At 72.9% G+C, this 13511-nt stretch carries 14 protein-coding genes; 12 read left to right on the top strand and 2 right to left on the bottom strand.

Annotated elements, in window-relative coordinates; genetic code table 11:
* Positions 1-64: 64 nt before the first annotated feature.
* On the bottom strand, positions 65-220 hold the full coding sequence (locus ACFYW3_RS04120; RefSeq protein ID WP_389385460.1) for a hypothetical protein: 156 nt from the start codon (positions 218-220) through the stop codon (positions 65-67).
* 60 nt (positions 221-280) lie between these two features.
* Here ACFYW3_RS04120 and ACFYW3_RS04115 point away from each other — a divergent pair, with 60 nt between their 5' ends.
* The 3 genes from ACFYW3_RS04115 to ACFYW3_RS04105 all read left to right on the top strand — a co-directional run bounded on the left by ACFYW3_RS04115 (position 281) and on the right by ACFYW3_RS04105 (position 3778).
* Positions 281-679 carry a phosphopantetheine-binding protein gene (locus ACFYW3_RS04115; protein ID WP_389385459.1) on the top strand — a complete coding sequence of 133 codons (399 nt, stop codon included), beginning with the start codon at positions 281-283 and terminating at the stop codon, positions 677-679.
* Positions 680-749: 70 nt separating this feature from the next.
* Complete coding sequence (locus ACFYW3_RS04110) at positions 750-2558, top strand: non-ribosomal peptide synthetase (protein WP_389385458.1); 1809 nt, start codon at positions 750-752, stop codon at positions 2556-2558.
* Complete coding sequence (locus tag ACFYW3_RS04105) at positions 2555-3778, top strand: argininosuccinate synthase-related protein (protein WP_389385457.1); 1224 nt, start codon at positions 2555-2557, stop codon at positions 3776-3778. The genes ACFYW3_RS04110 and ACFYW3_RS04105 overlap by 4 nt, the downstream gene beginning before the upstream one ends.
* A 413-nt stretch (positions 3779-4191) precedes the next feature.
* Here the strand turns inward: ACFYW3_RS04105 and ACFYW3_RS04100 are convergent, their stop codons facing one another.
* Complete coding sequence (locus ACFYW3_RS04100; protein WP_351758306.1) at positions 4192-5367, bottom strand: PP2C family protein-serine/threonine phosphatase; 1176 nt, start codon at positions 5365-5367, stop codon at positions 4192-4194.
* Positions 5368-5589: 222 nt separating this feature from the next.
* Between ACFYW3_RS04100 and ACFYW3_RS04095 the strand changes: the two genes are divergently transcribed.
* The 9 genes from ACFYW3_RS04095 to ACFYW3_RS04055 all read left to right on the top strand — a co-directional run bounded on the left by ACFYW3_RS04095 (position 5590) and on the right by ACFYW3_RS04055 (position 13453).
* Positions 5590-6171: a MarR family transcriptional regulator gene (locus ACFYW3_RS04095; protein ID WP_351758304.1), complete on the top strand. Its 582-nt coding sequence runs from the start codon at positions 5590-5592 to the stop codon at positions 6169-6171.
* A gap of 229 nt (positions 6172-6400) precedes the next feature.
* Entirely contained in the window at positions 6401-7627 is a 1227-nt protein-coding gene (locus ACFYW3_RS04090; RefSeq protein WP_389385456.1) for a PP2C family protein-serine/threonine phosphatase, read from the top strand.
* The gene (locus ACFYW3_RS04085; RefSeq protein ID WP_389385455.1) at positions 7609-9393 is read left to right on the top strand and encodes an ATP-binding protein; all 1785 of its coding nucleotides are present in this window, start codon (positions 7609-7611) and stop codon (positions 9391-9393) included. The genes ACFYW3_RS04090 and ACFYW3_RS04085 overlap by 19 nt, the downstream gene beginning before the upstream one ends.
* Complete coding sequence (locus ACFYW3_RS04080; protein ID WP_351758299.1) at positions 9390-9848, top strand: response regulator; 459 nt, start codon at positions 9390-9392, stop codon at positions 9846-9848. The genes ACFYW3_RS04085 and ACFYW3_RS04080 overlap by 4 nt, the downstream gene beginning before the upstream one ends.
* Positions 9849-9920: 72 nt before the next feature.
* A complete protein-coding gene (locus ACFYW3_RS04075) occupies positions 9921-10301 on the top strand; it encodes an STAS domain-containing protein (RefSeq protein ID WP_351758296.1) in 381 nt (126 codons plus the stop codon).
* A 105-nt stretch (positions 10302-10406) separates the two neighbouring features.
* Complete coding sequence (locus ACFYW3_RS04070) at positions 10407-10952, top strand: ATP-binding protein (RefSeq protein WP_389385454.1); 546 nt, start codon at positions 10407-10409, stop codon at positions 10950-10952.
* Positions 10953-11322: 370 nt separating this feature from the next.
* The gene (locus tag ACFYW3_RS04065) at positions 11323-11697 is read left to right on the top strand and encodes a hypothetical protein (protein ID WP_389385453.1); all 375 of its coding nucleotides are present in this window, start codon (positions 11323-11325) and stop codon (positions 11695-11697) included.
* Positions 11698-11739: 42 nt separating this feature from the next.
* Entirely contained in the window at positions 11740-12570 is an 831-nt protein-coding gene (gene nadE / locus ACFYW3_RS04060) for an ammonia-dependent NAD(+) synthetase (RefSeq protein ID WP_351758290.1), read from the top strand.
* A 532-nt stretch (positions 12571-13102) separates the two neighbouring features.
* Complete coding sequence (locus ACFYW3_RS04055) at positions 13103-13453, top strand: hypothetical protein (RefSeq protein WP_351763523.1); 351 nt, start codon at positions 13103-13105, stop codon at positions 13451-13453.
* Positions 13454-13511: the final 58 nt, after the last annotated feature.

Below are 13511 nucleotides of genomic sequence, written 5' to 3'. Positions count from 1 at the left end.
CCGCGCCCCGCCGGCGGGCGGGCGGGCGCCGCGCGCGTGCGTGCGCGCGGCGCCGCACGGCGGGTCAGGTGCCGGTTGGCTCGTGGTCCCGGTCCGGGACCACGGTGGTGCCGGAGCGTTCGGCGGGTCCGCCGAGGACCGCCCGCAGCACGGCGCGCGGCTCCCGGCCGTCCAGGACGTGCGCCGAGCCCACTCCCGAGCGGACCGCCCGGTAGACCACTCCGCCGTACTCGAACCGGCCTGGTCGGCGGGTGAGTTGCGACGCCGGCTGCCGTCGTACATGATTCCGGAAACCCTCGTGGGGCTGGCCGAGCTGCCGTTGACGCCGGCGGGCAGGACGGACTTCCTCGCGTTGCGGGCGCCGCTGCCCGCGCCGGAGGGGACGCCCGACGCCCCCGCGCCGGAGGTCGCCGGCACGGCGGAGGCACGGGGACGGGGACGGGGACTGGGACGGGAGGAACTGGTCGCGAAGCTGTTCCGGGACGTGCTCTCCCTGCCCGAGGTCGGGCTCGACGACGACTTCTTCGAGCTCGGCGGCGACTCGCTGCGGGCGATGCGGCCGGCCTCCGAACTCCAGGCCGAACTGGGCGCCGAGTTGGACATCGAGCTGCTCTTCGACGCCTCCACGGTCCGGGAACCGACGGCCGCCCTCGCCGAGGCCCTCCCCGCATCCGGCTGACCGCACGGCAGTGCGCGCCGCGGGCAGGCAGAGCAGACACACACACCACACACCGATGGGAACACGCGTGATGGCCACCCTTCTCGAACCGGCCGACGACCGGCTCGACACCCTGCTGCTGAGACGGTGGGACGCCGCCCCCGAGCGGATCGCCGTCGTCGACGGCGACCGGGAGATCACCGCGGGCGAACTCCGGGACCGCTGCCTGCGGGTCGCCTCGCTGCTGCGGCGGCGGGGGGCGCGTCCCGGCGACCGGGTGGCGGTCTACGTGGAGCGCTCCGCGGAGTTCGTGACGGGCGTGAGCGGTGTGGTCCTCGCCGGCGCCGCCCAGGTGGCGTTCGACGCGAACGACCCGGTGGAACGCACCCTCGACATGCTGGCCGACTGCCGGCCCCGGCTGCTGATCACCACCGAGGCCCTGCGGTCCCGGCTCCCCGCCGGGCTCGACGTCGAGGTGGTCACGGTCGAGGAGTGCGCGGCCGAGGCGCCGGTCGGCGCGTTCGAGCCGGCCGCCGACCTGGCCGAGCAGCCCGCCGTGGCCATCTACACCTCCGGCTCCACCGGCCGCCCCAAGGCGTCGCTCATCCCGCACCGGGCGGTCGCCCGCCGCCTGAAGGCGCTCCAGCGCGCCCACGGGCTGGGCGAGGACGACCGGATGCTGCACCACACCGCGTGCAGCTTCGACATGTTCCTGATCGAGGTGTACTGGCCGCTGATCACCGGTGCCACGATCGTGATCGCCGCTCCGGGGCGCCAACGCGACGCCGACTACCTCGCGCGGATGATCCGCGAGGCGGACATCACCACCTTCTACTGCGTGGTCTCCCTCCTCGACCTGTTCCTGCTGGCGCGCGGCCCGCAGGAACGTTTCGACGGGCTGCGCCGGGTCCTGACCGGCGGGGAGCCGCTCGGCCCCGAACTGGTCCGCCGCTTCCACGCACGGTCCACCGCGCCGCTCACCAACCTGTACGGGCCGAGCGAGTGCACGATCTACTGCACGGCGTGGGTCCCGCCCCGGGACACGGAGCTGGACACCGTGTACATCGGCCGGGCCATCGAGGACACCACCCTGCGGATCCTCGACGAGGACGGCCGTCCGGTGGCCGACGGGGAGCCGGGCGAGCTGTACATCGGCGGCGCCGGTCTCGCCCTGGGCTACCTCGACCGGCCCGAGCTGACGGCCGAGCGGTTCGTCCCGGACCACCTCGGCGATCCCGGCGACGTCCTCTACCGTTCCGGGGACCTCGTGCGGAGCCACCCGGTGGGCGGGCTGGAGTTCCTCGGCCGGGTGGACCTCCAGGTAAAGGTGCGGGGCTACCGCATCGAGCTCGGCGAGATCGAGGCCGCGGCCCTGCGCGTGCCCGGGGTCCGCCAGGCGGCCGCGGTCGCGTGCGGGTCCGGCGGCGAGGCGCGCCTGGTCGGCTTCCTGGTCGTCGAGCCGGGCATCGACCCGGAGGCCTTGACCGCGGCCGTTCACGCGGCACTGCGCTCGGCGCTCCCGGGGTACATGGTTCCCGCCGCCCTCACCGTGTTACCGGAGCTGCCGCTGACCGCCAACGGCAAGCTCGACCGGACCCTGCTGGCGGAGCGTGCCCTCACGGCGCTGCCCGCCACGACCGCGTGGGAGTCGCCCGCCGGGGAGGCGGGTGAGGTGGAGAAGCTCGTCGCCGATGTCTGGTGCGAGGTGCTCGGCCTGCCGGCGATCGGCCTGCACGACGACTTCTTCGACATCGGCGGGGACTCCTTCAAGGTGATCCGTGTGACCCGGAAGCTGGAGAAGCTGCTCGGCTTCGAGGTGCCGATGCGCCTGGTGTTCGACGAGCCCACCGTCGCGGAGTTCAGCGCCGCCCTCGCCGAGCGCCACGAGGAGGAACAGTGAGGCCCCGGACCCCGATCCGCTCGTTCGATGACCTGCGCCTCCACGCGCCCGACCTGTCCTCCCCCGTCGTCACCCTCTTCAGCGGGGGCCTGGACAGCACGTACCTGCTGCTGCGGCTGGTGCGTGCGGGCGTCCGGGACGTCCACGCGCTGAGCGTCGACCTCGGTGAGGACGAGAGCGGCGCGCACAAGCAGGCGTTGGCCGACCAACTCGGCATCCGGCTGCACCTGGTGGACGCCCGCGAGAGGTTCGCGCAGGAGTACGTCCGCCCCGCGATAGCCGCGCACGCGGTGTACCTCGACACCCACCCGATCAGCAGCTCCCTGAGCCGGCCGCTGATCGCCGAGATCGCGGTGGACACGGCGCGCGAACTCGGCGCCGGCACGGTGCTGCACACCGCGAACCGCTCGCAGAACACCCTGCGCCGGCTCAACGGGGCCCTGGACCTGCTCGGGTTCGCCGGGCGCCACGGCAGCCCGTACGACCTGACCCCCGTCGACCGGGACCGCAAGATGCACGAGTTGAAGGAGGCCGGGCTCGACCAGTTGAACGAGCGGCTGGTCAGCGGCGACTCGAACCTGTGGTGCCGGGAGTTCGAGTCGGGGATCCTCGACGACCCCGAGGACCACGCCGTGCCGGAGGAGCTGTACCGGTGGAGCGTTCCCCGGCCCGGTACGGGACCGGAGGAGATCGAGATCGGTTTCGACCGTGGCCGGCCCGTCTCGGTGGACGGTCGCGCCCTGCCGTTGACGGGACTCGTCGAGACGCTCAACCGACGGGTCGGCGCGCACGGCATCGGCCGCTACTCCGGGCTGGAACACCTGGCCGCGGGACAGAAGGTCCTGGAGGTGCGGGAGATGCCGGCGGCGACCCTGCTGCTGCGTTCGCACCGTCACCTGGAGACGGCGACGCTGCCCGCGGAGACCATCAGGGAGAAGATGCACCAGGAGCAGATCTGGGTGCGCGAGGCGTTGGAGGGCCGTTGGTTCGACGGTCTGCGGCGGGCGAGCCAGGCGTTCGTCGACGTCTGTTCGCAGAGCGTCACCGGCACGGTCCGTTGGCGGCTCGGGGCGGGGACGGCCGTGACGCGGTCCATCGTCGCCCGGGAGCCGCTCTACCTCCGGGACCGCGAGGCGTGGGAGCACGCCTCCGTCGCCGCCGAGCGGGGCTCCTTCGCCACCGCTCGCGAACCGGACCTCCGAAGGGCGTCCCGCACGTGACGCGCCGACGCCCCCGGGGCGCAGCGCGGGACCTGCCCGTGTCGGCCGTCGTCCACGGGCGCGGCGCGGCCGGCCCCCTGGGGATCCCGGACACGGCGCGGGGCCGTTGCGCGGTGGTGTTCCTCGGCGACCCGGGCGATCCCCTGGTCGCCGCGGACCCGGCCCCGGTGCCGGCATCTCGGACGTCCTGAAACCGGCGGGCGGGGACGGAGTGGATCCCGGGCACGGGCTACGGCTCGGCCCCCGGATTCGCCGAGCCGCGGGTCACCCTCAAGGCCGTCCAGGACCGCACGGGCGCCTTCTGGTCCGAGGCCGAGGGCCGGCACCGGGCGGGCCGGCGGAGTCGGCCCGCCCCGCCCGGCGGCTCGACTCGGACGATCAGGGCCGCCCTCGCGCCGGTCCGCCCCGGAGGATCAGGCCCCTTCCGGCGGCCGGCCCACCCAGTCCAGGCACAGCACCGTGGCGTCGTCGGTGGACTCGACGCCCACGCCCCGGTGGCCCGCGAGGTGTTCCAGGATCGCCCCCGGCACCTGGGAGGGCGGCAGGAGCCGGGTGCTCATGATGGCCCGGGCGAGTGCGCGCAGGCTGTAGCTCTCGCCGACCGGCGAGGCCACGTCGTACACCCCGTCGCTCGCGATGAGGAGCCGGTCTCCCGGCTCGACGCGGAAGTCCTGGCAGGTGTAGACCGTGTCCTCGAACATCCCGAGGGGCAGCTGCGCCTCCAGCTCGACGGCCTCGACGTTCCCGTCGCGCAGACGCCAGACCTTCGGCGACCCCGCGTCGACGATCTCGACGCGCCCCGTGTCCAGGTGGAAGTCGAGCAGCAGCATCGCCAGATGGCGCTCGCCCCGGTACTGCCCGTAGACGGCCTGGTCCGCGAGGGAGGCCTGGTCGACCAGGCCGAGCCCGGCGCGGCGCGCGTTGCGCACGGCGTTGACCGCCAGGTTCGTCAGCAGCGCGGCGTCGATCCCGTCGCCCATGCCGTTGTTGACGCCGAGGAACAGGTGGTCGGCCGAGGTCGACCAGTCGAAGCCGTCGCCGAAGATGGCGTAGGCGGGCTCCAACTGCGCGCCGAGGCTGTACTCGGGACGGGCGCAGGAGCGGCCCGGGAGCAACTGCCACTGCATCTCGGCGGCGAGGGTCAGCCGGTCGGTGCGCCGCGCCTGACGGAAGAGGTCGGTGTCCCGTTCGGCCACGAGAAGCTCGTGACCGAGCGCGTCGGCCACGAGCCCCAGCTCGTCCCTGGCCTCGGGCGTGCCGGCGCCCTTGGGCAACGTGACGCTCAGCACTCCGAGCCGGTCGCCGCGCACGCTCACCGGCAGGTGGACGATGACCCGCTCGCCGGCGTCCACGAGGTACGGCTCCTGGGCGCCGAACGCCCGGCCGGGGGCCGTGGAGTACACCGACACCGGCTCGGCGCCGTGCGGCGGTGTGGTCAGGGGCTGCAACCGGGTCATGGCGTAGTCGGCCAGCAGCAGCTCGACGGACAGCGCTCCGTGACGTGCGACCAGCAGCGCGCGGATCTCGTCGAGCAGCTCGTGGGGTGCCGCGGCGCGCAGGATGCGCTCCACCGAATCACTTGGGGGCACGGGGTGCGGCCTGCCTCTCCTCTTCGTGGGTGTGGACGCGATGTGTGCATCCGGTAGAGGAGTGTCACACGCGTCGCGGGCCCGGGCGTACCGGTGCGCCGCCAACCCCGCCCGGGGCGCCGGGTTCCGGGCCGGGCGGGCGTGGCGCGCCGATCTTCGGCCGTGCCGGGCGGGACCGGGCGGAAGCGACATCCGGGGCGCGACGGTGGCAGAGTGGGCCCCATGCCCCCTCTCGACGGTCACCCCGGCACGGAAGAGCACCCTTCCGTGACGACCGGTGCGGTCGCGGAGCTCCTCGAAGTGCTGCTGGCTCGCGGCCAGGACGCCACGACCCCCGCGATATCGCCCTCGCAACTGCGCGCGCTGCTCGTCGTGGAGCAGTCCGAGGGCATCAACCTGCGCACCCTGGGCTCGATGCTCGGCTCCCGACCGCCGTCGGTGACGCGTCTGTGCGACCGGATGGAGGCCATGGGGTTGCTGACCCGCTCGCGCAGCCGGACCAGCGGGCGCGAGGTCGAGCTGTACCCGACCCGGCAGGGCCGGGCGCTGCTGGACGAGTACCGGGCGATCCGGCTGCGGGAGCTGTCCGCCGTCCTCGACCTGATGGAGCCGGCCGCGATCGAGGCGCTGATCGTGGGCCTGACGGGGTTGCGGCGGGCCGCGGCGGATCTCTTCGCCGCGGGGGCGCGGGCGGCGGGCGCCGAGGCGACGGTGGCCCCGCACGGGGCCCCGGCCCGGGAGTCGACCGCCAGGGGCGCGGGCGTCGGACCGCTGCGTACCACCCGGCTGTCCGACACGGCCTGACGTGCTCGGGGCGAGCGCGACGGATCCGGGCAACTGGTCAGACCCTGATGATTGACCAGTTAAAATATTGCCCGATGGCAAATGATCGCTCTAGTCTCGCTCCGGACGCACCAGGCGCCCGTCGGGCCTGCGCACTGTGTGGCGAGAGGGGAAAAGCAACGCCATGGGGAGCGCTCTCGGCCTGGGGTCCTCGCACCCTGCCGACAACCCGCCACCACTGTCACGCGCAGTGGTGAGCCCGCCTCGGCAGGCCACCTCGATCGACGAGGACCGCTCCCGCGCGCTGTGGAGCGGTCTTCCCCCGCGTGTCCTGCTCATCGAGGACGACGAGGGTGACGCCCTCCTCGTCGAGGAACTGGTCGCGGACAGCGGCGTCGACGTGCGGCTCGGTCGCGCGGGCTCCCTGGCGGAGGCCCTGCCCCGGCTGAAGGGCGAGGCGCCGCAGTGCGTCCTGCTCGACCTGCACCTGCCCGACGCCCACGGTCTCGACGCCCTCAACAAGGTGCTGGCCAACGCCGCCGAGGCCGCCGTGGTCGTCCTCACCGGTCTTTCGGAGGAGCAGGCGGGTCTCGCCGCCGTCGCGGCGGGGGCACAGGACTACCTGGTCAAGGGCCGGCTGGAGCCGGACGTCTTCATGCGCGCCATCCGCTACGCGATCCAGCGCAAGCACACGGAACTCGCGGCGGCCTCCCTCCAGGCGAGCAGGCTGCGCGCGGAGGAGAACTCCCGACTGGAACGCGGCCTGCTGCCGACGCCGCTCCTGCTGGACGACACCGTCTCGGTCTGTGCCCGTTACCGGCCCGGTCGGGCCCAGGCACTCCTCGGCGGCGACTTCTACGACGTCGTCCAGACACCGGACGGGGCGACGCACGCCGTCGTCGGTGACGTATCGGGGCACGGCCCGGACGAGGCGGCCCTGGGCGTGTGCCTGCGCGTGGCGTGGCGGGCGTTCGTCATGGCCGGCGCCCGCGGTCAGGACCTCCTCGAACTGTTGGAGAAGATCCTGGTCGCCGAGCGTTCCGGGCCCGAGATCTTCGCCACGCTCATCGCGGTCACCCGGCCGGCGGACTCGCCGCACATCAGTGTGCAGCGCGCCGGCCATCCCGGCTTCCTGGTGCGCTCCTCGGCGGGCGTGCGTCTGGAGGAGGTGCCCGGCGGCCCCGCGCTGGGCATCGTGCCCGACTGGGACACCCGCTGGCCCGTCGTCCAGGTCCCCGTCGAGAACACGGGAGCCGTGATGCTCTTCACCGACGGCCTGATCGAGGGCAGGATCGGCTCCGGCTCGGACCGCCTCGACGAGGACGGGCTGCTGGACATCGCCCGCCGCCACAACGACCTGCCCGCCGACGCCTTCGTCGACACCCTGATCCACACCGCCCAGAGCCTCGCCGCGGACAGCGGGGGGCTTGCCGACGACGTCGCCGTACTCCACCTCGAATGGAACACCTCCTTGTGAGTGCCCCGGACCCGACAGCCCCCCCGACCCCCCGTACCGGCCGTACCGGGCTGAGCCTGCGCGCGTGGTTCATGACCGTGCTGGCCCTGCTCGGGGTGATGGTCGTCGTCACGGCCGTGGTCGGCGCCGCCCTGCTGTCGAACACGACGGCGGCCGGTGACCGGCTCGTCGACCGGATCGCGCCGGCCCAGCGGGAGGCCCTGCGACTTGAGTCCGCCCTGCTGGACCAGGAGACCGGGGTCCGCGGCTACCTGCTGACGCGCGACCCGAAGTTGCTGGAGCCGTACGAGCGCGGCCTGGAGAACGAGCGCGGATCGGCCAAGCGGCTGGCGATGCTGCTCGACGGCGAGGACGAGGCCGGGGCCGACCTCGGCGCCGTCGCGACGGCCGCGCGCACCTGGCAGGACTCCTTCGCCACGCCCAGCCTCGCGTCGGCGAGGGCCGGGACGGCCGGGCCGTCGGTCCAACTGGGCAAGGACCGCTTCGACGAGGTCCGCGAGCGCGTCAAGACCCAGCAGACCCGGCTCGACACCCTGCAGTCCGACGCCCGCGCCACCTTCGCGCAGGCCCGCTCCGAACGCGACCACGTCCTGCTGGCGATCGTCGTGGCCTTCCTCGTGACCGGCCTCTGCCTGGCCGTCCTCCTGCAGATGAGCGTCGTTCGGCCGCTGGCCGAGGTCCGGGCCGCGTCCCGGCGGGTGGCCTCGGGCGCGTTCGAGGAAGAGATCCCCGAGACGGGACCCTCCGACCTGCGGTCGCTCGCCCGCGCGGTGGAGGCCATGCGCCGCCGGACCGTCGCCGAGCTGACGGCCTCCCGCCGCTACGCGGAGGAGCTGAAGCGGACCGCCGGGGACCTCGACGCGCAGGCGGTGGAACTGCGCCGCTCCAACGCCGAGCTGGAACAGTTCGCGTACGTCGCCTCGCACGACCTCCAGGAACCGCTGCGCAAGGTCGCCTCGTTCTGCCAGCTCCTGGAGAAGCGGTACGGGGACCGGCTCGACGAGCGGGGCAGCCAGTACATCGGCTTCGCCGTCGACGGCGCCAAGCGCATGCAGGTCCTGATCAACGACCTGCTCACGTTCTCCCGGGTGGGCCGGGTCCAGGACGCGCGGGAGACCGTCGCCCTGGACGGCACCGTCGACCGCGCCCTGCGCAACCTCGCCACCGCCGTCGAGGAGAGCGGGGCCGAGATCGTGCGGCCGGAGCGCCTGCCCTCGGTGTCGGGCGACCCCACCCTGCTCACCATGCTCTGGCAGAACCTCGTCGCCAACGCCGTGAAGTTCCGCTCCCCCGACCGCCCCGCGCGCGTCGAGATCGCCCTGCGCGACGACGAGGAAGGGACCGGGGCCGAACCGGGCTTCCACACCTTCACCGTCACGGACAACGGCATCGGGATCCCGGCCGAGTTCGCGGACAAGGTGTTCGTCATCTTCCAGCGCCTGCACGGCCGGGAGACCTACGGCGGCACGGGAATCGGCCTGTCGCTCTGCAAGAAGATCGTCGAGCACGCGGGCGGTCGCATCTGGATCGACACCGCCCACACCGGCGGAACGCGAATGGTCTTCACCCTGCCCGTACTCGTCCACGAGGGGCCCGCGGCAGGCACGGATTCCGGCTCCGCGACCTCAGGCTCCGGCTCCGGCTCCGGCTCCGGCTCCGGCTCCGGCTCCGGCTCCATGACAGGATCCGATTCCGAGTCCGAGTCCGATTCCGGCTCCGTGAACGCGAACGCGACCGTACCGACCACCGAAGGAAGTACCGCATGAGCACCCCTGCCTCCAGGCCGCAGACCCAGCCGGCGGAAGTCCTGCTCGTCGAGGACGACGCGGGTGACGAGCTGATGACCCGCGAGGCGTTCGAGGACAACAAGATCGGCAACACGCTGCACGTCGTCCGGGACGGCCTGGAGGCCCTGGACTTCCTGTACCGCAGGGGCGACCACACGAACGCCCCGCGCCCCGACCTGATCCTCCTCGACCTGAACCTTCCCAAGTACGACGGTCGGCAGGTCCTCGAACAGATCAAGAACGACCCCGAGTTGAGTCACATCCCGGTGGTCGTGCTCACCACGTCGGCGGCGGAGGAGGACATCCTGCGCAGCTACAAGCTGCATGCCAACGCCTACGTGACCAAGCCGGTGGACCTCGACCAGTTCATCCGGGCCATCCAGCAGATCGACGACTTCTTCGTGACCGTGGTGAAACTGCCGCGGTCCGTCTGATTCGAACGCCACGACCGGTGCGCCCGGTCGGGCCGGATCAACCGACATCGGAGAGAGAGAAAGGTGGAGCACATGGACGCTCACACGTTCCCGGGTGGCGATGACGCGCGGTGCCGCGTCGCGACGCGTTCCGAGGGCGACGTCCGCGTCGTGGTGATGGCGGGCGAGTTCGACATGGACAACGTGGACGAGCTGCGCAGCGCCCTGGACCCCGAGGCAGCCGGCGTCGCCCGGTACGTCCTGGACGTCGCGGAGGTCACCTTCGCGGACTCGACGACGCTGAGCGTGATGCTCCAGCCCGCCCTGAACCGCCCCGTGATCCTGGCCGGGGTGGTACCGCCCCGCCTGGGCCGGCTCCTCGACATCACGGGTGCCTCCCAGGTCTTCGCCGCGGCCCCCACACTGGCCGAGGCCATGGTCATGACCGTGCCGTCACAGCGTCACCGACCGTGATCCACGGGCCGGGGAGGGCACTGATGTTTGCCGCTGCGATTGCCGGCGCGGCTACAGGGCAGTCGAGTAGCGTCCGCGCCTGACGGGACCGATGAGGAGGTGAACGTGCGATACGACGTGAACGGACCGGCGCAGCCCGTTCCGCACACCGCCATGGAGGCGAGGGACCGCGTGCGGTTCCTGCTGGGCTCCGCGGGTCTCGTCGGTGTCGGCCCGGACGGGGACGACGTCCTGACCGACGCGCTCCTTGTGACCTCGGAACTGGCGACGAACGCCATCCGGCACGGCGGCGGGATCACCGGATTCAGTGCCTCGGTGTCGGAGAACGGTCTGCGGCTGAGCATCAGCGACCCCAGCGGTGACCGGCCCGTCACCCTGCCCCGCCAGGCCGGGACGTTCCTCGCCGGCGGCTTCGGCTGGCCCCTGATCCAGCGCCTCGCGCACAGTGTGACCGTCACCCTCCTGCCGGCGGGCGGCAAGCGCATCACGGTGCTCGTACCGCTGGCCACGCACCCCGTGGCGACCGAGCGGACCGGGAACCTCGACCCCCGCCTGGACCTGGACCCCGGCTTCGACATGGACCTGGGCCCCGACATGGACCTGGGCCCCGACCGCGACCGTGTGTCGCGCCGGAGTGACGCCGCGTCGTGATCGGTCGTCGGGCGATCACGAACGGTCACAACCGGCCCCCGACAGGTGCGTTCATCCGCATGCTGAGATGCGACGCCGCGGGCCGGGATTCTCGTGGCAAACTCCTCGCCATGCCGCACCAGCCGATTATTGGCGCCGGCGTGCGGGCACCGGACTGACCGAGCGATTCGCCCTCGGTCCCACCGCCCGCACGCAGACCTCTCGCATCCGCGAGGGGTCTTTTTGTTTTCCTCCCCCACCCTGCGCCCCGCCTGCCGACCCGCCCCGACCCCGACCGTCGACCCCGACAACCGCCCCGACCGCCACCCGCGGCCGGCGCCGCACCGTCGTCCACGGCCCGTTCGCCTCCCAGGACAGGAGCCCGCCCCCCATGAGCGTCAGCGACACCCTCCCCGCCCTCGACATCGCCGCACGCCGGTCCGCGTCCCGCGCCGAGCCGCCCGCCCCGCAGGAAGCGGAGGAGGACTCGTACGCGCTGACCGTCACGCTCCGGGACGGCGGGCACGCCCTCTCCCGCATCGTGACCGTGCTGAACAGCCTGTGCGTCACGGAGCTGACCTTCCGGACGTCGAACGAGGCCCCCGCACTCTGCGAGATCGTCGTTCCGGCCGCGGACGCCCCCCGCGCCCGGGCCAAACTGCTGCGCTGCGTCCACGTGCTGGACGTCACGGCCCGGCGCGTGCGGCGCCGAGGGCCGGGGAGCGACCGGGACCACGCCGAAGACCCGCCCGGACGTCCTGGGTAGGGTGGCGCGACAGCACACCGTGAACAGCATCAAGGAGCAGACGTGAGCGAGCCGGCGTCCATCGCCCTGCAGCAGGAGATCGCCCGGGACCTGCAGGTCGCCGAGACATTCGATGCCGAGCGGGAGATCGAGCGTCGGGTCGCCTTCCTCGCCGAGCGGCTGACCTCCACCGGTCTGCGTTCCCTCGTGCTCGGCATCAGCGGCGGCGTGGACTCGACCACGGCCGGCCGACTGTGCCAGCTCGCCGTCGAGCGGGCCCGGGCCGCCGGGCACGAGGCACGCTTCCACGCGATGCGGCTGCCCTACGGGGTCCAGGCCGACGAGCACGACGCCCGGCTCGCGCTCTCCTTCATCCGGGCCGACCACGTGCTGACCGTGGACATCAAGCCCGCGAGCGACGCCGCCCTGGAGGCCTCCCTGGCCGCCGGCGTGGACTTCCGCGACGCCCGTCACCAGGACTTCGTGCACGGCAACATCAAGGCCCGGCAACGCATGATCGCCCAGTACGCGGTGGCCGGCGCGCACGACGGCCTGGTCGTCGGCACCGACCACGCCGCGGAGGCCGTGTCGGGGTTCTTCACCAAGTTCGGTGACGGGGCCGCGGACCTGGTCCCGCTGACCGGGCTGACCAAGCGCCGGGTGCGCGCCGTCGCGGACGTGCTGGGCGCGCCCGCCGAGCTGGTGTGGAAGACCCCGACGGCCGACCTGGAAACCCTCGACCCGGGCAAGGCCGACGAGGACGCCCTCGGTGTCACCTACGACGACATCGACGACTTCCTGGAGGGCAAGCCGGTGGCCGAGCCGATCTTCGCCACCATCATCGGGCGCTACCGGCTGACCGACCACAAGCGCCAACTGCCCGTGGCCCCCTGATTCTCCGGCCGCGGGCGACGGATCGGTGGAACCGGTGGGCGCGGGCGCCCGGCTCGGGGGTCGGGGCCGCCCCGGGCCCCCTCGCGGGGGCTCGTCGCAGGGAACGGTCCTAGGGCCTGTCGTCAAAGTGTCGTCTGCCTCGCGACGCCTGGCACGCACTCTCGCCGCACCGGGCGAAAGCCCCAGTACGTCCAGTACGCGGGCTTCCGCCCGGCACGCCGAGAGCCCGCACCAGACGCCGCGAGGCCGCCCTTCGGGCGACGACGCCACTTTGACGACAGACCCTAGGGGATGCTCGGCGGGGCACGTCGGCTGGGCCTGACCTCGGGGCCAGACGTCGGGGCCTGGCCTCGGGGCCGGTGCGAGGCCCGAGCGGGTGCCGGGACCGGGTGCGGTGGGTACGGCGCCGGAGGATCCGCCGGGCCCGACGGCCTCGGGTTCATCCGGCCGGCGGAACAGCGGATGCCGTCCGCCTCCCTGCGGGGCAGGCTGTGCGCAAGGACCCCATCACCGCACAGACGAGGACCGCGCCATGTCCCACAGTCGGCGTATCGGCGTCATCACCGGGGCCGCAGCACTGTTGCTGACCGCCACCGCCTGCTCGGGCCTGGGCCGGAGCACCGTCGGCATGCTCACCTTCCGCGGCCACGAGTCTCCGGTCGTGTTGAGCTACTCGAACACCCCGGTCACGGGCTGCCACAAGATCGCCATCCCCAGGGGCGCCACCCACGTCGAGAACAACACCCTCGTCGACATCGTCCTGTACCGGACGCCGAACTGCCAGAAGACCGATCGGGCCGACGGGATCTACGTCGCGACCACCCTGTCGAACGTGACGGCTCCCCGCACCCTCCCCTGGCGCAGTTTCAGCGTCATCCACTGACCCGAACGGCCCGCCCGCCCTGGCCGGCCCGCCCGGCCCGCCCGGCCCGCCCGCGCAC

Origin of the sequence: Streptomyces sp. NPDC002602, from assembly GCF_042889445.1 — a bacterium.
GTDB lineage: Bacteria > Actinomycetota > Actinomycetes > Streptomycetales > Streptomycetaceae > Streptomyces.
This window is presented reverse-complemented; position numbering and strand designations above follow the sequence as displayed.